Raw genomic sequence first — 20671 nt, 5'->3', positions numbered from 1 at the left:
TTAACCCCCACCCCGGCCGGCCCCCTATTGTTTTTGCGCCCCCACCCTCTTTCGTCTTTTCAAGGCTTCTTTCCAGCATTGAAAAGACGAAAGAGGGTGGGATAATCGGCGCAATCGGGGGTTGACCCCGCCACCCACACCCCCTCAGGCATGATCAACAAACGCGCCCATGGAACCAACTCGTCCCGCGCGCGTCTTACTGAACACGTACAGGAGGGGGCAATGGACACTTCAATCATGCGGTCCAGCAGCAGGAGCAAGCGCATCACCTGGGGCGGCGGCCTCTCGGTCAGCCTCGGCCTGATCGGCTTGCCGCTGGTCTTCGCGGGCGTGTGGCCGTCGTTCGACCACAGCCCCTGGGACGTCAACACCATGGTGTTGGGCGCGGGCGTGTTCCTCTGCACGGTCAGCTACATCTTCGGCCGCGTCGCCATCGCCGCCGTGACCGAGGAGAACCGCAACCCGGTCAGCCCACCGACCAGGCGACCGTTCATCGTGGCCGGTGTGTCCTTGGGTATCGCGATCCTCTGCCTGGTGATCGCGGTCATGTCCTGAGCAGGCCCTCCACCTGCGCCCTGAGTTCCACCAGACGTTCCGATGCCCGGTCGCGGGCGGACGGCAGCGAGTCCGCGACCGGCTCCACGACCTCGAGGTACGCCTTGAGCTTCGGCTCGGTGCCGGACGGCCGCACGACAACGCGCACCCCGTCCGCGGTCAACCGCACCACGTCGGCTTCGGGCAGCAGGTCCTCGTAGGCGAAGCCGTCCGGAGGGTTCCGCCGCAGGTCGGCCATGAGGGCGCCGATGCCGGACAGGTCGGTGAACCGCAGTGACACCTGGTCGGTCAGGTGCACGCCGTGATCCACGGCCAACTGGTCCAACGCGTCCAGCAAATCCTTGCCTGCCGCCTTCAACGTGGCGGCCAGGTCGCAGGCGACCACGGCGGCGGAGATGCCGTCCTTGTCCGTGACCGACTCCGGGTCCACGCAGTGGCCCAGGGCTTCCTCGTACGCGTAGACCAAGCCCTCGCCCGCACGGACCAGCCACTTGAACCCGGTCAACGTCTCGACGTACCGCGCCCCGTGAGCCGCGGCGATCTCCCCGAGAAGCGACGACGACACGATGGTGGTCGCCACCAACGGGTCCGGGTGCGCGGCTCGGTCCAGGGTGGACAGCACGAGGGAGCCGAGCAGCACTCCCGTCTCATCCCCCCGGAGCATCCGCCACACCCCGTCCCGCCCCCGCACACCCAACGCACACCGATCCGCGTCCGGATCAAGCGCAACAGCCAGATCAGCCTCCACGGCAGCAGCCAACGCCAACAACTCGTCCGCCGCCCCAGGCTCCTCCGGGTTCGGAAACGCCACCGTCGGAAAATCCGCGTCCGGCACAGCCTGCGACCGCACCACCCGCACATCGGTGAACCCGGCCCGCCGCAACGCTTCCACGGCGGTCTGCCCACCAACCCCGTGCATGGGCGTCAACGCCACCCGCAGATCCCGAGCCGCCCCCCGAGGCAACGACGCCACCCTCTCCAGGTACTCGTCCACCTCGGCGTCCGTCACGGACAGCCAGTCCGTCGACAGCGGCACCGACACGGCGGCGGGCACGCGGGCCACGGCAGCCTCGATCTCGCGGTCGGCCGGGGGCACGATCTGGCCGCCGCCTGAGACGTACAGCTTGTAGCCGTTGTCCGCAGGCGGGTTGTGGGAGGCCGTGATCTGCACACCAGCCACCGCCCCGTGCCGCCGCACCAGGAACGCCAACACCGGCGTGGGCAACGGCGAAGGCAACACCCGCACCACGAACCCCGCAGCCGCCAACACCCCCGCAGCCGCCTGACAGAAGTCCTCCGACCCGTGCCGAGCATCCCGCCCGACGAACACCGTCCCGCTGTGCCCGTTCGCCTTCAACCACTCCGCCAGCCCAGCGGTGGTCCGCAGAACGACAGCCCGGTTCATCCCATTGGGCCCAGCCCGCACGGGCCCCCGCAACCCGGCCGTCCCGAACGTCAACGGCCCACCCATCCGATCGGCAAGATCATCGGACGCCCCAGGCACACCTCCCATCGCCGCCGCCAACACCCCTTGCAGCTCCGCACGCGCAGCGGGGTCGGGGTCGTCGGCGATCCAGCGGAACGCGGCGTCGCGCAGGGCGGGCGTCAGGCTCATGCCCTGGTCACCAGTTCCCGCAGCAGCTCACCCATCCGCGACGCGGCGGCGGCTCCGGCCTCCAGCACCTCGTGGTGGTTCAACGGCTCCCCGGTGATGCCCGCGGCCAGGTTCGTCACCAGCGACAACCCGAACACCTCCACCCCTTCGGCACGGGCCGCGATGGCCTCCAGCACGGTCGACATGCCGACCAGGTCCGCGCCCATCGTGCGCAGCATCCGGATCTCGGCGGGCGTCTCGAAGTGCGGCCCCGGAAGCCCGGCGTACACGCCCTCCTCCAAGGAGGAGTCGATCTCCAGCGCCAGCGCCCGCAGTCGCGGCGAGTACAGGTCCGTCAGGTCTACGAACCGCGCCCCCACCAGCGGCGACGACGCCGTCAGGTTCAGGTGGTCGCTGATCAGCACCGGCTGGCCGACGGTCATGCCTTGGCGCAACCCGCCCGCCGCGTTCGTCAGCACGACGGTCCGCGCGCCCGCGGCGGCGATGGTCCGCACGCCGTGCACGACCTTCGCGACGCCCTTGCCCTCGTACCCGTGCGTGCGACCGAGCATGACCAGCACGTTCTTGTCGCCCACGGGCACCGAGCGGACGGTCCCGCCGTGCCCGACGGCCGTCGGCGCGTCGAAGCCGGGCAGCTCCCCGATCGGCACCTCCGCGGCGGGCTCGCCGATCAGGTCGGCGGCGGGCCGCCAGCCCGAGCCGAGCACCACGGCGACGTCGTGCTTCGCCACTCCGGTGCGCTTCGCCAGCTCTTCCGCGGCCTCTGCGGCCAGCGCTTCCAGAGCGGTCTTGTCGTCGTTGATCCCGGTCACCGCGTGAGCGTAACCGCGGTCAGCCCACCACGGAGAACGTGCCGACGATGGTGTCGAACAGCGTGGCGCGGCCGGTCTCCTCCTGGTCGGTGGGGAACACCACCTCGACCACCCACAGGTCGTTGCCGTGCGGCACGACCCGCGAGAACCGGGACCGCCGCAGGTCGGCTCCGGCGGGTTGCGGGGCTCTGGCCAGCGGCAACGCCGACTCGACCGTGCGGTAGCTGAACTGGACCGAGGTCTCGACGTCGTTGCCCGGCACGCTCGGCAGCTCCGCGACCGACTCGGAGAAGTAGTGGCCCTCCGGCCAGTGCGAGCGGACGAGCGCCAGGTAGTTCTCGACCCGCCACTTCGGGTAGTAGCCGCCGAAGCGCTGCACGGCGACCTCGGTCAGGCCGTTGGGCGCGATCAGGTGCGTCACGGTGCTCGCGGGCAGGTCCTCGTTGGTGCGCTGCTCCACGAACGTCGTCCAGTCCGGCCCGACGCTGATGGTGAACTCCGCGCCCTGGTCGCCGTTCGCGGACGCCGCCGACGCGGTCCTCGGCACGAGCTGGAGCGTGGGTTCCAGTCCGGGCGCGCTGGGCGCGGTGAGCTGCTCCGGCGGCAGCAGCGACGCGCCCGCCACGTACCTGGTCAGCACGAACCCGCCCGCGCCCGCCACGACGAAGAGCACCAGCGACGCCACGAGCACCAGCGCCGTCACGACCGGGCGGCGGCGGGGCGGCAGCGACTGGGTGGGGGCGGTGGACCGCAGGAACGGCAGCGGGCCGGGGTCGGCGGCCAGCGGGGCGTCGCCGGGGATGACCGGCTTGGGCACGACCACCGGCGGCCGGACGACGGGCCGCACCTCGCGGGTCGGGGCGTCGGCGGGGGAGTGGTCGGGCGGGAACAGGTCCACGCCGGGTTCGGCCATCAGCGGCCGGACCAGTTTCCGCACGTCGGCGAGGGTCATCCGGTCGTCGGGGGACTTCACCATCAGGCCCGCGATCACCGGGGTCAGCTCGTCTGCGCCGACCGGCGCGGGCACCTCGGAGTGCACGACCGCGTTGATCGTGCGCAGCACGTTCGTGCCGTCGTAGGGCGGCTGGCCGGACATCGCGGCCCACAGCGTCGCGCCGAGCCCCCACAGGTCGGCCGCGGTCGTCAGCGCCGCGCCGGAGGCGACCTCGGGCGCGATGAACGACGGGGTGCCGAGCATGATGCCGCGGCTGGTCATGGTGGCGTCGGCGACGTTGCGCGCGATGCCGAAGTCGGTGAGCTTGATCCGCCCGTCGTCCGCGATGAGCACGTTGCCCGGTTTCACGTCCCGGTGCGTGATGCCCGCCTTGTGCGCCGAGTCGAGCGCCGCGGCCACGGCGTCCGCGACGGCCGCGCCCTGCTCCAGCGTGAGCGGGCCGCGCAGCCGGATCAGGTCGGCGAGGCTGGAGGACGGCACCAGTTCCATCACCACGTAGGGGTCGCCGTCGAGCTGCACGACGTCGTAGAGCGTCACGAGGTTGGGGTGCGACAGGCGCGCGACGGACCGCGCCTCGCGCATGGTGCGCTCGCGCAGCACCTCGGCCTCGCCGTCGGTCATGCCCGGCGGGCGCAGGACCTCCTTGACCGCGACGTCCCGGCGCAGCACCTCGTCGTGGGCGGCCCAGACGATGCCCATCGATCCCCTGCCGAGCACGTGGCGCAATCGGTAGCGTTCCCCGATCAGGCGTTCGGGTTGCTCGGTAACCACGCGGTCATTCTCCACACGTTAGGGGGCCGTTAGGGGCATCGGGCACCATCGAGCCGTGAAATGCTCACTGCATCGTTCACGGCGGTGAACCTCACATAGCCGCCCCACTACTTGTCGGTAACACTTCGGAGCATGATGGAACCGTCCGGCGATTTGGCACTGGCAGCCGAGTTCCCGACGCCCGACCGGGAACGCTGGCGAGAGCTCGTGGACGGGGTCCTGAAGAAATCGGGAGCCCCGTTCGAGTCCCTCGTTTCGACAACCTACGACGGCATCCCCATCTCCCCGTTGTACACGGCCGAGGACGTCGCTCCTCCGAGTGGTTTTCCCGGCGTGGCGCCGTTCGTGCGCGGCGGGAGGCCGAACGGCTCGGTGGACGGCGGGTGGCTCGTCCGGCAGCTCCACGCGCACCCCGACCCGGCGGTCGCGAAGAACGCCGTGATGGCCGACCTGGTCAACGGCGTCAGCTCGCTGTGGCTCAAGGTCGGCTCGACCGGGATGCCCGTGGCGGCGCTCGACGACGTGCTCGCGGACGTCTACCTGGACCTCGCGCCCGTCGTCCTCGACGGCGGAGCGGAGTTCGCCGAGGCCGGTCGCGCGCTGCTCAAGGTGTTCGACGAGCGCCCGCTGCTGCCCAGCGAGGTGCGCGGCAACCTGGGCGCGGACCCGATCGGCGTGCTGGCCCGCACGGGCGCGCCCGCCGACCTGCCCGCGCTGCTCGACCTCGTCGGCCGCTCCCGGACGCTGTTCCCCGAGCTGCGCACGGTCGTCGTCGACGGCCTGCCGTTCCACGAGGCGGGCGGCTCGGACGCCCAGGAGCTGGGCGCCTCGCTGGCGGCGGGCGTCGCCTACCTGCGCGCCCTCACCGACGCCGGCCTGACGGTCGCGGAGGCCGCCGCGCAGCTCGAGTTCCGCTACGCGGCCAGCTCCGACCAGTTCCTCACGATCGCGAAGTTCCGCGCCGCGCGCCGCCTGTGGGCGCGCGTCACCGAGGTCGCGGGCGCGACGACGCCGCAGCTCCAGCACGCGGTGACGTCCACGGCGATGATGACCCGCCGCGACCCGTGGGTGAACATGCTGCGCACCACCATCGCCTGCTTCGGCGCGGGCCTCGGCGGGGCGGACGCGGTCACCGTGCTGCCGTTCGACGCCGCCATCGGCCTGCCGGACGACTTCGCCCGGCGCATCGCCCGCAACACCCAGTCCGTGCTGCTGGAGGAGTCGCGCCTCGCTGGCGTGATCGACCCGGCGGGCGGCTCCTGGTACGTGGAGCGGCTGACCGACGACCTCGCGCGCGCCGCGTGGACGTGGTTCCAGGAGGTCGAGCGAGCCGGGGGGATCGTGGCGGGCCTGGAGTCCGGCCTCGTCGCCGACCGGCTCGCCGAGACCTGGGCCGCGCGGTCGGCGAACCTGGCCGACCGCACCGACGCGATCACCGGCGTCAGCGAGTTCCCGAACCTCGCCGAGAAGCCGGTGGAGCGCGCAGCCGCCCCCGCCGCGCCGACCGGCGGCCTGCCCGCCGTCCGCTACGCGCAGGCGTACGAGTCGCTGCGCGACCGCTCGGACGCCCACCTGGCGGTCCACGGCTCCCGTCCGACCGTCTTCCTCGCCACGCTCGGCCCCGTCGCGGCGCACACCGCGCGGGCGTCGTTCGCGGCGAACCTGCTCCAGGCGGGCGGCATCGACACGCCCAACGCCGGTCCGACCAGGACGGTGGAGGACGTCGTCGCCAAGTTCCGCGAGTCCGGCGCCCGGATCGCCTGCCTGTGCGGCAGCGAGACCAGCTACGGCGACCTCGCCGTGCCGGTCGCCGAGGCCCTGCGGGCCGCGGGCGCGGAGCGGGTCCTGTTGGCGGGCAAGAGGTCCGAGGCCGAGATCGACGAGTTCGTGTTCCTGGGGTGCCCGGCGCTCGACGTGCTGGACCGCACCTTCGCGGCACTGGAGGTGGCGTGATGATCCCGAACTTCGCCGACGTCCCGCTCGGCGACCCGGCCGAGTCCACAGTGGACGACTGGCAGCGGGCGCTGCACGAGACCACCGGCAAGGGCGCGGACGCGTTGATGTGGGAGACGCCGGAGGGCATCGGCGTCAAACCGGTCTACACCGCCGCCGACACCGAGGGCCTGGACTTCCTGGCCACCTACCCCGGCATCGCGCCGTACCTGCGCGGCCCGTACCCGACGATGTACGTCAACCAGCCGTGGACGATCCGCCAGTACGCGGGCTTCTCCACCGCCGAGGAGTCGAACGCCTTCTACCGCCGCAACCTCGCGGCCGGCCAGAAGGGCCTGTCGGTCGCGTTCGACCTGGCGACCCACCGCGGCTACGACTCCGACCACCCGCGCGTGGCCGGTGACGTCGGCATGGCGGGCGTGGCCATCGACTCGATCTACGACATGCGGCAGCTCTTCGACGGCATCCCGCTGGACAAGATGAGCGTGTCGATGACCATGAACGGCGCGGTGCTGCCGGTGCTGGCGCTCTACGTCGTCGCGGCCGAGGAGCAGGGTGTCGCCCCCGAGCAGCTCGCGGGCACCATCCAGAACGACATCCTCAAGGAGTTCATGGTCCGCAACACCTACATCTACCCGCCCGCGAAGTCGATGCGGATCATCTCCGACATCTTCTCCTACACCTCGCGGCGGATGCCGAAGTACAACTCGATCTCCATCTCCGGCTACCACATGCAGGAGGCCGGGGCGACCGCCGACCTGGAGCTGGCGTACACGCTCGCGGACGGCGTCGAGTACCTGCGCGCGGGCCGGGAAGCGGGCCTCGACATCGATGCGTTCGCCCCGCGGCTGTCGTTCTTCTGGGCCGTGGGCATGAACTTCTTCATGGAGGTGGCCAAGATGCGCGCGGCCCGCCTCCTGTGGGCCAAGCTGGTCAAGGGCTTCGACCCGAAGTCCCCGAAGTCGCTGTCGCTGCGCACCCACTGCCAGACCTCCGGCTGGTCACTGACCGCTCAGGACGTCTTCAACAACGTCACCCGCACCTGCGTGGAGGCGATGGCGGCGACCCAGGGCCACACGCAGTCGTTGCACACCAACGCCCTCGACGAGGCGCTGGCGCTGCCGACCGACTTCTCCGCCCGCATCGCCCGCAACACCCAGCTGTTCCTCCAGCAGGAGTCCGGCACCACGAGGGTCATCGACCCGTGGGGCGGCAGCGCGTTCGTCGAGCGCCTGACCAACGACCTCGCCCACCGCGCCTGGGGCCACATCACCGAGGTGGAGGCGGCGGGCGGCATGGCCAAGGCCATCGAGGCGGGCATCCCCAAGCTCCGCATCGAGGAGGCCGCGGCCCGAACCCAGGCCCGCATCGACTCGGGCAGGCAGCCGGTCATCGGCGTCAACAAGTACCAGGTCGAGTTCGACGAGAAGATCGACGTCCTCAAGGTCGACAACGCGGGCGTCCGCGCCCAGCAGTTGGAGAAGCTCCGCAGGCTCCGCGAGGAACGCGACTCGGGCGCCGTCGAATCGGCGCTGGACGCGTTGACGAGGGCCGCCGACGGCACCGAGAACCTCTTCGCCCTCGCCATCGAGGCGGCACGGGCGAAGGCCACGGTGGGGGAGATCTCCGAGGCGCTGGGCAAGGTCTGGGGCAGGCACTCGGCCCAGATCCGCACCATCTCCGGCGTCTACCGGGAGGAGTCCGGTTCGGTGTCCAACGTGGACGCGACCCGCGCCGTCGTCGAGCGGTTCGCCGAGGCGGAAGGCCGTCGCCCCCGCATCCTGGTGGCCAAGATGGGCCAGGACGGCCACGACCGCGGCCAGAAGGTGATCGCCACGGCGTTCGCCGACCTCGGCTTCGACGTGGACGTCGGCCCGCTCTTCCAGACCCCCGGCGAGGTGGCCAGGCAGGCCGTCGAGGCCGACGTGCACGTGGTCGGCGTGTCCTCGCTGGCGGCGGGCCACCTCACCCTGGTGCCCGCGCTGCGCGACGAGCTGGCGGGGCTGGGCCGCGACGACATCATGATCGTCGTCGGCGGCGTGATCCCGCCGCAGGACTTCGACGCCCTCCGCGAGGCGGGGGCGGCGGCGATCTTCCCGCCCGGCACCGTCATCGCGGACGCGGCGGGCGACCTGCTGGGCAAGCTGTCCGCCCAGCTCGGCCATGCCTAGGGCCGTGGACGTCGGCGAGTACGCGAAGGGCGTGCTCGCCGGGGACCGGGGCACCCTCGCCCGCGCGATCACCCTGGTCGAGTCGACCAGGGCGGACCACCGCGCCCAGGCGCAGGAACTGCTCGTCGAACTGCTGCCGCACGCGGGCGGGGCGCACCGGGTGGGCATCACCGGCGTCCCCGGAGTCGGCAAGTCGACGTTCATCGACGCGCTGGGCACCAAGCTGACCGCGGCGGGCCACCGGGTGGCCGTGCTGGCGGTCGACCCGTCGTCCACCAGGACCGGCGGCAGCATCCTCGGCGACAAGACGCGCATGGCCAGGCTCGCGGTGGACCCCGCCGCCTACATCCGCCCGTCGCCGACCTCCGGCACGCTGGGCGGTGTCGCCCAGGCGACCAGGGAGACCATCGTCCTGGTCGAGGCGGCGGGCTACGACGTCGTGCTCGTCGAGACCGTCGGCGTGGGACAGTCCGAAGTGGCCGTCGCGAACATGACCGACTGCTCGCTGTTCCTCACCCTCGCCCGCACCGGCGACCAGCTCCAGGGCATCAAGAAGGGCGTGCTGGAGCTGGCCGACGTGATCGCGGTCAACAAGGCCGACGGCGACCACGAGCAGGAGGCCAGGAAGGCGGCTCGGGAACTGGCGGGCGCACTGCGCCTGCTCAGGCCCGCGGGCGCGCTGTGGCACCCACCGGTGCTCACGTGCAGCGCCCTGACCGGAACCGGTCTCGACGACGTGTGGGACCAGATCGAGAAGCACCGGGCCACCCTCACCGAAGCGGGTGAACTCGCCGAACGGCGCAAGCGCCAGCAGGTCGACTGGACGTGGGCCATGGTCCGCGACCACCTGCTGACCAGCCTGCGCTCCCATCCGGAAGTGCGCGACCTGACGCCCGAACTGGAGCGCCAGGTCCGCGAGGGAGAGTTGACCGCCACTCTGGCCGCCGAGCGCATCCTCGAAGCGTTCACCACCCGCTGACCAGCGGTCGAACGGCCAAATGCCCGACGTCGCAACCCGGACACCCCGGCACCGACTCCCCGAGTGGCCCGACCGCGAAGTCGACGGGGTCCCCCCGAGCGGGGGACTCGAGCGCTCCACGAGGACCCGCGAACACCCCCAAGGCGCGTCTCCCTCCGGCCTCGAGTCCCCCGCTCAGACCCCATAGCGAACGCCTATGTACCCGGCGGGGCGATCCCCCCTCTTCACCCTTGAGAGGAGGAAACACTCAACGTGATGACGTACACGTTCGGACGACCACCGACGGTGGTAACCCAGACGAACGGTGACTAACCTGGTGACCATGTGGCGATCAGTGTCCGGTGCGTGCGTGGCTCTCCTCATCGCGCTGGCCGGTGCCTTCACGCTGACAGGCGCCGCGACAGCGGCCACGCCCACAGCGGCGCACTCGATCGCCCAGACCACCGACGCGGGCACCCCGACGAACAGCGGTCCGGAGATCACCACCCCGCAGCAGCCGGACACGTCGCTCAAGACCGAGACGAAGAACAAGCTCTGGATCGGCGGCATCGCCGTCCTGCTGTTCGCCTTCGTCTACTGGCGGAACAAGCGCCGCTACTCGAAGTGGCGGAAGGCCCGCAAGGCGGGTTGACCCCCGAATCGTTCCATCTGCTGGGACGAGGCATCCGGTATACGGTCGTCCGGTCAGGATCGCGAGCGACGCGACGCGGTGATCGGTCAGGCCGAACCCCCGGCCGCCGTTTGGCGCATCGTCGTGACCGGCTGTCGGTTGATCACCGGAAGGGGACTTCGTCCCGCCGGACCGTGATGCAGGATGGAAGCAAATGGGTACCGACTTCAAGATCAGCACACGCTCATCCGTGGAGCGGTACTCGACGGTGCTGGTCGACCTCTCGCGCAGCATCCACGCCGAGCCCGAGGTGGCGTTCCAGGAGCACCGGAGCGCCGAGAAGGTCGCGTCCTTGCTGGCAGGAGAGGGTTTCGAGGTCGAACGCGGCGTCGCGGACCTCGACACGGCGTTCACCGCCACCTACGGCGACGGGGACCTCGTGCTCGGCCTGTGCGTCGAGTACGACGCCCTGCCCGGCATCGGCCACGCCTGCGGCCACAACGTGATCGCGGCCGCGAGCACGGGCGCCGCGCTGGCGCTGCGCGACCTGGCCGACGACCTGGGCATCACGGTGAAGGTGATCGGCACGCCCGCCGAGGAGGTGGGCGGCGGCAAGGTGCTCATGCTGGAGCGCGGCGTGTTCGACGACGTCGCACTGTCCATGATGGTCCACCCGGCGCCGTACGAGTCCATCGCCGCCCGGTCCCTCGCGATCACGGACGTGAAGGTCCACTACTACGGCAAGCCGTCGCACGCCGCCGCTGCCCCGCACCTCGGGGTCAACGCGGCGGACGCGATCACGATCGCCCAGGTGGCGATCGGTCTGGCCCGCCAGCACCTCGAGCCCGGCCAGATGGTCAGCGGCATCGTCCTGGACGGCGGCACGGTCCCGAACATCGTGCCCGCCAAGACGACCGCCATGTTCGACCTGCGCGCCGAGAACCTCGAATCACTGCAGCGCCTCGAGAACCGCATCGGGGACTGCTTCCACGCCGGGGCCCTGGCCACCGGCTGCACCCATGAGGTCGTCAAGGTCTCGCCGATCTACGCCGAACTCACCCCCGACCAGTGGCTGGCGGACGCCTACCGGCAGGCCGCCGTCGCGTTGGGGAGGCACCCGCTGAGTCCCGAACGGGAACTCCGGGAGAAGATCGGCAGCACCGACATGGGCAACGTCACCCGCGTGCTGCCCGCCATTCACCCCACCATCGCCATCGACTGCGGAGACGCGGTCAACCACCAGGTCGAATTCGCGTCCGCCTGTGCCTCGGCCTCGGCCGACCGGGCGGTCCTCGACGGTGCTCTGGCCTTGGCCTGGACGACCATCACCGCGGCCACGGACCCGGACCAGCGCGCGAGGCTCCTCGCCGCCGCTGCCGAACGTGCCGCTGCTCTCGGAGGTACGGCATGACCGTCGTCGATTCGCGGACCGACCTGTCACGGGAGGAGTCCGACGTGCTGTTGAGCAGGCAGGGGGTGAGCATTGCCCCCGTGGATGATCCCGGGGAAGGACGCGGTCCCTCGTGGCTGGACGACTGGCTGACCGCCAACGCGGCCGAGGTCGTCGCCTGGCGCAGGCACCTCCACGCGAACCCCGAGCTGTCGCGCAAGGAGTTCGCGACCACCGAGCTCGTCGCGGGCCTGCTGCGCTCGGTGGGCCTCAAGCCGCGGATCCTGCCCGGCGGCACCGGCCTGGTGTGCGACATCGGCAGCGGCCCCCGCTGCGTGGCGCTGCGGGCGGACATGGACGCGTTGCCGTTGCGGGAGAACACCGGCCTGCCGTTCTCCTCCACTGTGGACGGCGCGTCGCACGCGTGTGGACACGACGCGCACACGACGGTGCTGCTCGGCACGGCCCTCGCGCTGGCGTCGGCGACCGAGCTGCCCGGCCGCGTCCGGCTGATCTTCCAACCCGCCGAGGAGGTCATGCCCGGCGGCGCGCTGGACGTGCTCGCGGCGGGCGGGCTGGACGGCGTCGAGCGGATCTTCGGCCTGCACTGCGACCCGCGCCTGGAGGTCGGCCGGATCGGCACCCGCGTGGGCGCCATCACGTCGGCCAGCGACCTGCTGGAGCTGCGGCTCACCTCGCCCGGCGGCCACACCTCGCGCCCGCACCTGACGGCGGACCTGGTCAACGCGCTGGGCACGGTCATCACCGGCCTCCCGTCGCTGCTGTCCCGCCGGGTCGACCCGCGCTCGGGCACGGTGCTCGTCTGGGGCGCGGTGCACGCGGGCGAGGCGGCCAACGCCGTGCCGCAGGACGGCGTCCTGCGCGGCACCCTGCGGACCGGCGACCGGGAGATCTGGGCCGAGCTGGAACCGCTGGTCAAGGAGCTGGTCGGCGCGCTGCTCGCGCCCACCGGCGTCGGCTTCGACCTGCACCACCGCCGCGGCGTGCCGCCGGTCGTCAACGACCGCGACTCGACGATGATCATGCGCGCGGGCATCGAGGCCGCGCTCGGCGAGGACGCCCTCGCGGGCACCGAGCAGTCCTCCGGTGGCGAGGACTTCGGCTGGTACCTGGAGCACGCGCCCGGCTCGTTCGCCCGCCTCGGCGTGTGGGACGGCGTCGGCAAGCAGCGCGACCTGCACCAGCCCACGTTCGACCTGGACGAGCGGGCGCTGCTCGTGGGCGTCCGGGTGATGGTCCACACCGCGCTCGCGGCACTGGCGTAGCGGAGGCCGGGTCGAGGCGGTCTCCGCTCAGGAGGCCGTCTTGACCCGCACCGGCCGTCCGGCCGGGCCGTTGACCCGCACCTCGCCGGGCGTCACCTCCAGCACCGCGCCCGCGTCCTCCTCGCACGCCGAGTCGGAGATCAGCACGAAGTTCGGCTCGCTCGTCTCCCGCAGCACCTCGGCCACGACGGCGTCGTCCAGCTCGTGCGCGGTGATCAGCTTCCAGGTGGCCCCGCTGTCGCGGACGCCCTCGGTCAGCCACTCCCGCTGCTCCCGGTCGGACCGCCGGTCGAGCACCATCACGTCGACCAGCCTGCCGAACGTGAGCCCGCGGAACCGCCGCCCGTCCCGCACCGGCTGCCAGTCGAGGTTCCCACCGCCGGTCACGACGAGCGGGTGCGACGCGTGCAGCTTCCGCACCGCGGGGTCGGCGCGGTGCCGGGCCAGCATCCGCCGGTCGGTGGGCAGCGCGCCGATCTGGAGCACCGCGTCCAGGCTCGCGCGCTGGGCGAGGTGGGCGTGGGCCTGGCCGCGCAGCACCCCGAACCGCAGCAGGTCGCACTCGTCGCGCGGGGCCGTGGCCGTGCGGCCGACCTCCGAGACGACGCCGCCCACCCGGAACCGGTAGTGGTACTCGGTCCTCGGCAGCAGCCCGGTGACGGGCACCTTCACCGTGTGGTCGCGGTCCGCGCTGGTCAGCACCATGCCCGCCGTCACGGGCCGCTCGAACGACAGGCTCGTCGACACCTCCCACGTGACGCTCACCATGGGCAGGCCGGTCGTCACCCGCGTCCACAGCAGCACGCCGTCCGGCCACGGGTCGCCGGAAGCGACACCGTGGTCGAACGACACCTGCCAGTCGTGCGGGGAGCTCATGCGCGGATCCTGCCCCAGCGGAGGGCCCTGGCCGGAGTCCGGACGGGCACGTGACAGCTTTGCGTCAAGCGTGGTTCGGCTGGTAACGAATCAGGACACCGGTTCGATGAGCTGCGGCCGGGCCTCCGGAGCGGCCGAGCGGACGCCGTCCGCCGACTCGTCGTTCGGCTTCGTCTGCGACTCGCGCTCGGCCTCGACCCGCGAGTTGTAGACCTCGACCTCGTGCTTGATCCGCTCCTCGTCCCAGCCGAGCACGCCCGCGACCAGCCGGGCCACCGGCTCGGCGCTCTCCACACCGCGGTGCGGGTACTCGATCGAGATCCGGGTCCGCCGGGTGAGCACGTCCTCCAGGTGCAGCGCGCCCTCGTGGCTGACCGCGTAGTACGCCTCGACCTGGAGGTAGTCCGGCGAGCCGGGGATCGGCTTGAGCAGGTCCGGGTTGTCGCGCGACAGACCCAGCACCTCGTGCACCAGCGAGCCGTACCGGTCGAGCAGGTGCCGCACGCGGTACGGGTGCAGCCCGTAGCGGGTGGCGAGCTGGTCCGCCTGGTTGACCAGCGCGTGGTAGCCGTCCGCGCCGACCAGCGGCACCTTGTCCGTGATGGACGGCTGGATGCGGCCCGGCACGTCCACCGACGCCGCGTCGACCGCGTCCGCGCCCATCACCCGGTACGTCGTGTACTTGCCGCCCGCGATGGCCACCAGGCCGGGGGAGACGCGCGCCACGGCGTGCTCGCGCGAGAGCTTCGACGTGGACTCGTTCTCGCCCGCGAGCAGCGGCCGGAGCCCGGCGTAGACGCCCTCGATGTCGTCGTGCGTCAACGGGGTCGCGAGGACCGAGTTCACGTGCTCGAGGATGTAGTCGATGTCCGCGCGGGTCGCGGCGGGGTGCGCGAGGTCGAGGTTCCAGTCCGTGTCGGTCGTGCCGACGATCCAGTGGTTGCGCCACGGGATGACGAACAGCACGGACTTCTCGGTGCGCAGGATCATGCCGGACTCCGACACGATCCGGTCGCGCGCGACCACGATGTGCACGCCCTTGCTGGCCCGCACGCGGAACCGGCCGCGGCTGCCCGCGAGGCGTTGCAGCTCGTCGGTCCACACGCCCGTGGCGTTGATCACGGCGTGCGCCCGGACGTCGGTCTCCCGGCCGTCCTCGACGTCCTTCACCCGCACGCCCGACACCCGGTCGGCCTCGCGGAGGAACTGGACGACCTGCGTGGACGTCCGCACGACGGCGCCGTAGTGCGCAGCGGTGCGGCCGACCATCATCGTGTGGCGGGCGTCGTCGGCCTGCGCGTCGAAGTAGCGGATGCCGCCGATCAGCGCGTCCCGCTTCAACGCGGGCACCATGCGCAGCGCGCCCGCCTTGGTCAGGTGCTTCTGGCCGGGGACGGACCGCCTGCCGCCCATGGAGTCGTAGAGGAACAGGCCCGCCGCGGTGTACGGCCGCTCCCACACGCGCTTCGTCAGCGGGTAGAGGAACGCGACCGGCTTGACCAGGTGCGGGGCGATCCGGTTGAGCATCAGCTCGCGTTCCCGCAGCGCCTCGCGGACCAGCCCGAACTCCAGCTGCTCGAGGTAGCGCAGGCCGCCGTGGAACAGCTTGCTGGACCGGCTCGACGTGCCGGAGGCGAGGTCGCGGGCCTCCACGAGCGCCACCCGCAGGCCGCGCGTCGCGGCGTCCAGCGCGGCTCCGACGCCGACCACCCCACCGCCGACGATGACGACGTCGAAGGTCTCGGTCTCCAGGCGTCGCCAGGACTCCTCGCGTTCCAGAGGCCCCATGCGACCGGTGACGGCCGCCTCGACCTCGGTCTCGGTTTGCTCGTGCACCGCTGCTTCTCGGGGCTTGCGCGTGGCCACGACGGACGCCTCCCTGCGCTGACCTGCTGCTGACTCCGAGCACGTTACCCGTAGGTAAGAGACTTCGGGGATCGTGGCGTCCCCATTGGCGCGCTCTAACGGTTCGTGGTGTGCTGACCAGGAGCGAACGACCCTAAAACGGCCTGAACCGACCGTCGACCCGTAGACAACCGATCAGTTCGGCGGTTAGCGTCAGGTCCCATCACGGGGTGGGCAGCGCGGCCGAACCCGAGTTCGAACGCGCCCTCCTTCCCTGTCCGCCACACGGCGAGGAGGATGGCGAATGAGTGCAGGTTCGATCTTCGTCTGGGAAACCCTCGGCACCGCGATACTCATCCTGTTGGGCACGGCCGTGGTCGCGAACCACGTCCTCCGCAACACCAACGGCAACGGCGCGGGCACCCTGTTCATCAACGTCGGCTGGGCGTTCGCGGTCTTCACCGGCGCGAGCGTCGCCGCGGGCAGCGGCGCGCACCTCAACCCCGCGGTCACCCTGGGCCTGGCCATCAGCGGCAAGACCCCGTGGGCCGACGTCCCCGTCTACTTCGCCGGGCAGTTCCTCGGCGCGATCATCGGCGCGATGCTCACCTGGGCGACCTACAAGCTCCAGTTCGACGCGCACGACGAACCCGGTGGCACGCTGGGCATCTTCTCCACCGCGCCGACCATCCGGAACACCCCGTGGAACCTCGTGACGGAGATCATCGGCACGTTCGTGCTGGTCTCGTGGATCCTGCTCAGCCCCGGCGTGAAGATGGCCGAGGGCGGCCTGCCGAACTTCGGCAACTCCGCGCTCGGCTACGCCGGTGTCGCGTTCGTCGTCCTGGTGATCGGCACCTCGCTCGGCGGCCCGACGGGCTACGCCATCAACCCCGCCCGCGACCTCGGACCCCGCATCGCCTACGCGTTCCTGATGCCCATCAAGGGCAAGGCCAACCCGGACTGGGGCTACTCCTGGATCCCGGTCGTCGGCCCGCTCGTCGGCGGTGCGCTGGCAGCCCTGCTCTACCTGGTACTCCCGGTCTGAAGATGAGAGGACACCTCGCATGACCCAGTACGTGGCCGCGATCGACCAGGGCACCACCTCGACCAGGTGCATGATCTTCGACCACTCCGGTCGGGTCGTCTCGGTCGACCAGAAGGAGCACGAGCAGATCTTCCCGAAGGCGGGCTGGGTCGAGCACGACCCGGAGGAGGTCTGGTCGAACACCCGCCAGGTCGCCGCGGGCGCGCTCGCCAAGGCCGACCTGACCACCAGCGACGTCGTCGCGGTCGGCATCACCAACCAGCGCGAGACCGCGGTCGTCTGGGACAAGACCACCGGCAAGCCCGTCTACAACGCGATCGTCTGGCAGGACACCCGCACGGACCGGATCTGCCAGGAGCTGGAGGCGTTGGGCGGCGGGCAGGAGCGGTACCGCGAGAAGACCGGCCTGCCGCTGGCGACCTACTTCTCCGGGCCGAAGGTCCGCTGGATCCTCGACAACGTCGACGGCGCGCGCGCCAAGGCCGAAGCCGGCGACCTGCTGTTCGGCAACATGGACACGTGGGTGCTGTGGAACATGACGGGCGGCGTCGACGGCGGCGTCCACGTCACCGACCCCACGAACGCCTCCCGCACGTTGCTGATGGACCTCGACACCCTGACCTGGGACGAGGACATCGCGGCGGAGATGAAGATCCCGCTGTCGATGCTGCCGGAGATCAGGTCGTCGTCCGAGGTCTACGGCCAGGTCCGCGAACGCGGCGCACTCGCCGGGCTGCCCATCGCGGGCATCCTCGGCGACCAGCAGGCGGCCACGTTCGGCCAGGCCTGCCTGTCGCCCGGTGAGGCCAAGAACACCTACGGCACCGGCAACTTCGTGCTGCTGAACACCGGCACGGAGAAGGTCCTCAGCAACAACGGCCTGCTCACGACCGTCTGCTACAAGATCGGCACGAACGACACGATCTACGCGCTGGAAGGCTCCATCGCCGTCACCGGATCGCTGGTCCAGTGGTTGCGCGACAACCTCGGCATGATCGGCACGGCAGCCGAGATCGAGGAGCACGCCCGGTCCGTGGAGGACAACGGCGGCGCGTACTTCGTACCCGCGTTCTCCGGCCTGTTCGCGCCGTACTGGCGGTCCGACGCGCGCGGCGCGATCGTCGGCCTCACCCGGTACGTCAACAAGGGCCACCTGGCCCGCGCGGTCCTGGAGGCCACGGCCTTCCAGTCCCGCGAGGTCATCGACGCCATGAACGCCGACTCCGGCGTGGCGCTGACGTCGTTGAAGGTGGACGGCGGCATGGTCGTCAACGAGCTGCTCATGCAGTTCCAGGCGGACATCCTCGGCGTCCCGGTGATCCGGCCGGTCGTCGCCGAGACGACGGCGCTGGGCGCGGCCTACGCGGCCGGGCTCGCGGTCGGGTTCTGGGAGAGCGAGGACGACATCCGCGCGAACTGGGCGCAGGACAAGCAGTGGGACCCGTCCATGGACGAGGACCAGCGCGCCCGCGAGTACAAGAACTGGAAGAAGGCCGTGACCCGGACGCTCGACTGGGTCGACAAGGAGGACTGATCACGGGAAAAGGGCCCGTCCTCCGTGAGGACGGGCCCTTTTCGCTGTCGTCTAGTCGAGGTCGTCGTGCCGCATGAGCTGGCGGCCGGACTCCGTGATCGAGCCGGACAGCGACGGGTAGACGGAGAACGTGGTGGCCAGGTCTTCCACGGTCAGCTGGTTCTGCACGGAGAGCGCGATCGGCAGGATCAGCTCGCTGGCTCCGGGGCCGACCACGACGCCACCGATGACCACGCCGGTCGCGGGACGGCAGAACAGCTTCACGAAACCGCGCCGCAGGCCCTCCATCTTGGCGCGGGGGTTCGTGGCGAGCGGCAGCATGATCGTGCGCGCCGGGACCTTGCCGGAGTCGATCGCGTGCTGGCTGATGCCGACGTTCGCGATCTCCGGGTTGGTGAACACGTTCGCGGCGACCGTCTTGAGCTTGATCGGGCTGACGCCCTCGCCCAGCGCGTGCCACATCGCGATCCGGCCCTGCATGGCCGCGACCGACGCCAGCAGCATCAGGCCGGTGCAGTCGCCCGCCGCGTAGACGCCGGACACGTTCGTCCGCGACACCCGGTCGACCGGGATGTACCCGCCGCGCCCCAGCTCGATGCCGATCTTGTCCAGGCCGATGTCCGTGGTGTTCGGGACCGAGCCGACCGCCATCAGGGCGTGGCTGGCCTCGATCACGCGACCGTCCTCCAGGTGGATCTGCACGCCGTCGCCGACGTTCTCCACCTTCTCGGCGCGCGCGTGCTTCACCACGGCAGTGCCGCGCTCGGCGAACACGTCCTCCAGCACGGCGGCGGCGTCCGCGTCCTCGTGCGGCAGCACGCGGTCGCGACTGGACACCATCGTGACCTTGACACCCAGCTCGGTGTAGGCGGAGGCGAACTCGACGCCGGTCACACCGGACCCGATGACCGCCAGGTGCTCGGGCAGCTCGGGCAGGTCGTAGATCTGCCGCCAGTTGAGGACGCGCTTCCCGTCCGGCTCGGCGCCGGGCAACACGCGCGGGGTCGCACCTGTGGCGATCAACACCACGTCGGCCGACAACGTCTCGGATTCGCCGCCCGAGTCGACCACCACGCGGTGCTGCGCCAGACCACGGGTGTCGTCGCAGAACTTCGCGGTCCCGTTGACGATCCGCACACCTTCGCGCTGCAACCGCGCCCGGATGTCAGCGGACTGCGCCAGCGCAAGCCCCTTCACCCGACCGTGTACAACCGGGAGGTCGACGGCCGCGGCGTTGTCGTCGGTGTGAATGCCCAGCTCACCGGCGTTGCGGAATGCGCTGCGACCACCGGCGGACGCGATGAACGTCTTGGAGGGAACGCAGTCGTAGAGCACGCAGGCGCCACCGACGCCGTCGCTCTCCACAACCGTGACTTCGGCCCCGTGCTGAGCTGCGACAAGAGCGGCTTCATAGCCTGCGGGGCCGCCGCCCATGATGACGATGCGGGTCACGCCAGATCCTCCTCAGACAGCGGCAACGGCCGCGCACAACCGTACGCGGTCGGGTCGATGTCCGTGTCGTCCGGTCTTGTGTTCCTCAAGGTGATCGCCGTGTCGCTAGGCTGTCGGTCGTGCCGCTCTATGCCGCGTACGGGTCGAACATGGATCCGAACCAGATGATGGAGCGAGCCCCCTACTCCCCGATGGCGGGGACTGGCTGGCTCGCTGGATGGCGTCTGTCGTTCGGTGGCGAGGACCTCGGCTGGGAGGGCGCACTCGCCACCATCGTCGAGGACCCCGACTCCCAAACCTTCGCTGTCCTGTACGACGTGTCGCCACGCGACGAGTCGAGGCTGGACAGGTGGGAAGGAGCACTGGGCCTGTACAAGAAGATCCGGTTGCGGGTGCAGACCCTGGAGGGGTCCGTGGTGGCCTGGCTGTACGTCCTGGACGCGTATGAAGGCGGATTGCCTTCAGCGCGTTACCTGGGCGTCGTGGCAGACGCCGCCGAAGCCGCAGGAGCCCCGGACGACTACGTGGCAGACCTGCGAACCAAGCCGTGCAGAGGCATCGGCTCCTGAGCCAGAGCCGGTAAACAACGGCTGGGGCTCGGCCCGAGCTGCGGGAACCGGTTTGACCAGGCGGCCGTAGTGACCCCTTGCTTGCTGGACTTTTCAGGGCGACCCACGGCTTGGTTGAGCGCGCCTGCTGTGTGACTGCCTGGCGGCGCGCGCCTGCTGTTGAGAGGCCGGCTTTACTTGGGGGATTTGAGCCTTAAAATTAATCGGTAATACCGCTTAAACAACAGCCGATATTTCCCCAAAAAAGCAA

At 70.8% G+C, this 20671-nt stretch carries 16 protein-coding genes; 10 read left to right on the top strand and 6 right to left on the bottom strand.

The window, feature by feature from the left end:
* Positions 1-222: 222 nt before the first annotated feature.
* Positions 223-555: a hypothetical protein gene (locus tag ACFWW9_RS40190; protein ID WP_390387898.1), complete on the top strand. Its 333-nt coding sequence runs from the start codon at positions 223-225 to the stop codon at positions 553-555.
* On the opposite strand, the gene ACFWW9_RS40185 is transcribed toward ACFWW9_RS40190, so the two are convergent.
* Genes ACFWW9_RS40185 through ACFWW9_RS40175 form a run of 3 tightly spaced genes read right to left on the bottom strand, consistent with a single transcriptional unit; the run spans position 545 to position 4708 of the window.
* A complete protein-coding gene (locus ACFWW9_RS40185) occupies positions 545-2170 on the bottom strand; it encodes a phospho-sugar mutase (RefSeq protein WP_390387896.1) in 1626 nt (541 codons plus the stop codon). The two genes, ACFWW9_RS40190 and ACFWW9_RS40185, sit on opposite strands and share 11 nt — an antisense overlap.
* Entirely contained in the window at positions 2167-2973 is an 807-nt protein-coding gene (locus tag ACFWW9_RS40180; RefSeq protein ID WP_390387901.1) for a purine-nucleoside phosphorylase, read from the bottom strand. Before ACFWW9_RS40180 ends, ACFWW9_RS40185 begins: the two co-directional genes overlap by 4 nt.
* Before the next feature lie 28 nt (positions 2974-3001).
* Positions 3002-4708, bottom strand: a complete 1707-nt coding sequence (locus tag ACFWW9_RS40175) for a serine/threonine-protein kinase (RefSeq protein WP_390387894.1) — start codon at positions 4706-4708, stop codon at positions 3002-3004.
* A 132-nt stretch (positions 4709-4840) separates the two neighbouring features.
* Here ACFWW9_RS40175 and ACFWW9_RS40170 point away from each other — a divergent pair, with 132 nt between their 5' ends.
* The 6 genes from ACFWW9_RS40170 (at position 4841) to ACFWW9_RS40145 (ending at position 13097) form a co-directional block, all read left to right on the top strand.
* Positions 4841-6661 (top strand): methylmalonyl-CoA mutase family protein, encoded by a 1821-nt coding sequence (locus ACFWW9_RS40170; protein WP_390387892.1) that lies wholly within the window; start codon positions 4841-4843, stop codon positions 6659-6661.
* Positions 6658-8832 (top strand): methylmalonyl-CoA mutase, encoded by a 2175-nt coding sequence (scpA, locus tag ACFWW9_RS40165; RefSeq protein WP_390387890.1) that lies wholly within the window; start codon positions 6658-6660, stop codon positions 8830-8832. The genes ACFWW9_RS40170 and scpA overlap by 4 nt, the downstream gene beginning before the upstream one ends.
* On the top strand, positions 8825-9811 hold the full coding sequence (meaB, locus tag ACFWW9_RS40160; RefSeq protein ID WP_390387888.1) for a methylmalonyl Co-A mutase-associated GTPase MeaB: 987 nt from the start codon (positions 8825-8827) through the stop codon (positions 9809-9811). Before scpA ends, meaB begins: the two co-directional genes overlap by 8 nt.
* 349 nt (positions 9812-10160) lie before the next feature.
* The gene (locus ACFWW9_RS40155; RefSeq protein ID WP_390387886.1) at positions 10161-10442 is read left to right on the top strand and encodes a hypothetical protein; all 282 of its coding nucleotides are present in this window, start codon (positions 10161-10163) and stop codon (positions 10440-10442) included.
* Between the two features lie 193 nt (positions 10443-10635).
* On the top strand, positions 10636-11832 hold the full coding sequence (locus ACFWW9_RS40150) for a M20 family metallopeptidase (protein ID WP_390387885.1): 1197 nt from the start codon (positions 10636-10638) through the stop codon (positions 11830-11832).
* Positions 11829-13097: a M20 family metallopeptidase gene (locus ACFWW9_RS40145; protein WP_390387884.1), complete on the top strand. Its 1269-nt coding sequence runs from the start codon at positions 11829-11831 to the stop codon at positions 13095-13097. The genes ACFWW9_RS40150 and ACFWW9_RS40145 overlap by 4 nt, the downstream gene beginning before the upstream one ends.
* Positions 13098-13124: 27 nt before the next feature.
* Here the strand turns inward: ACFWW9_RS40145 and ACFWW9_RS40140 are convergent, their stop codons facing one another.
* On the bottom strand, positions 13125-13973 hold the full coding sequence (locus tag ACFWW9_RS40140; RefSeq protein ID WP_390387882.1) for an alkaline phosphatase D family protein: 849 nt from the start codon (positions 13971-13973) through the stop codon (positions 13125-13127).
* A 90-nt stretch (positions 13974-14063) separates the two neighbouring features.
* On the bottom strand, positions 14064-15761 hold the full coding sequence (locus ACFWW9_RS40135) for a glycerol-3-phosphate dehydrogenase/oxidase (RefSeq protein WP_390387900.1): 1698 nt from the start codon (positions 15759-15761) through the stop codon (positions 14064-14066).
* Positions 15762-16122: 361 nt separating this feature from the next.
* Here ACFWW9_RS40135 and ACFWW9_RS40130 point away from each other — a divergent pair, with 361 nt between their 5' ends.
* Positions 16123-16866, top strand: a complete 744-nt coding sequence (locus ACFWW9_RS40130) for an MIP/aquaporin family protein (RefSeq protein WP_390387881.1) — start codon at positions 16123-16125, stop codon at positions 16864-16866.
* A gap of 19 nt (positions 16867-16885) precedes the next feature.
* The gene (glpK, locus tag ACFWW9_RS40125) at positions 16886-18400 is read left to right on the top strand and encodes a glycerol kinase GlpK (protein WP_390387879.1); all 1515 of its coding nucleotides are present in this window, start codon (positions 16886-16888) and stop codon (positions 18398-18400) included.
* Between the two features lie 51 nt (positions 18401-18451).
* On the opposite strand, the gene ACFWW9_RS40120 is transcribed toward glpK, so the two are convergent.
* Complete coding sequence (locus ACFWW9_RS40120) at positions 18452-19852, bottom strand: NAD(P)H-quinone dehydrogenase (protein ID WP_390387877.1); 1401 nt, start codon at positions 19850-19852, stop codon at positions 18452-18454.
* A 119-nt stretch (positions 19853-19971) separates the two neighbouring features.
* On the opposite strand from ACFWW9_RS40120, the gene ACFWW9_RS40115 reads away from it, so the two are divergent.
* A complete protein-coding gene (locus ACFWW9_RS40115; RefSeq protein WP_390387876.1) occupies positions 19972-20421 on the top strand; it encodes a gamma-glutamylcyclotransferase family protein in 450 nt (149 codons plus the stop codon).
* Positions 20422-20671: the final 250 nt, after the last annotated feature.

Source organism: Umezawaea sp. NPDC059074, from assembly GCF_042738955.1.
Classification (GTDB): domain Bacteria; phylum Actinomycetota; class Actinomycetes; order Mycobacteriales; family Pseudonocardiaceae; genus Umezawaea.
The sequence above is the reverse complement of the archived record's forward strand: the minus strand, read 5'-3'. Positions and strand labels throughout refer to the sequence as shown.

What these genes read in the sequence shown, in the direction of transcription:
- ACFWW9_RS40190 (WP_390387898.1), top strand. Translation starts at nt 223, where the DNA reads ATGGACACTTCAATCATGCGGTCCAGCAGCAGGAGCAAGCGCATCACC.
- ACFWW9_RS40185 (WP_390387896.1), bottom strand. Translation starts at nt 2,170, where the DNA reads ATGAGCCTGACGCCCGCCCTGCGCGACGCCGCGTTCCGCTGGATCGCC.
- ACFWW9_RS40170 (WP_390387892.1), top strand. Translation starts at nt 4,841, where the DNA reads ATGATGGAACCGTCCGGCGATTTGGCACTGGCAGCCGAGTTCCCGACG.
- meaB (WP_390387888.1), top strand. Translation starts at nt 8,825, where the DNA reads ATGCCTAGGGCCGTGGACGTCGGCGAGTACGCGAAGGGCGTGCTCGCC.
- ACFWW9_RS40150 (WP_390387885.1), top strand. Translation starts at nt 10,636, where the DNA reads ATGGGTACCGACTTCAAGATCAGCACACGCTCATCCGTGGAGCGGTAC.
- ACFWW9_RS40145 (WP_390387884.1), top strand. Translation starts at nt 11,829, where the DNA reads ATGACCGTCGTCGATTCGCGGACCGACCTGTCACGGGAGGAGTCCGAC.
- ACFWW9_RS40140 (WP_390387882.1), bottom strand. Translation starts at nt 13,973, where the DNA reads ATGAGCTCCCCGCACGACTGGCAGGTGTCGTTCGACCACGGTGTCGCT.
- ACFWW9_RS40135 (WP_390387900.1), bottom strand. Translation starts at nt 15,761, where the DNA reads ATGGGGCCTCTGGAACGCGAGGAGTCCTGGCGACGCCTGGAGACCGAG.
- ACFWW9_RS40130 (WP_390387881.1), top strand. Translation starts at nt 16,123, where the DNA reads ATGAGTGCAGGTTCGATCTTCGTCTGGGAAACCCTCGGCACCGCGATA.
- glpK (WP_390387879.1), top strand. Translation starts at nt 16,886, where the DNA reads ATGACCCAGTACGTGGCCGCGATCGACCAGGGCACCACCTCGACCAGG.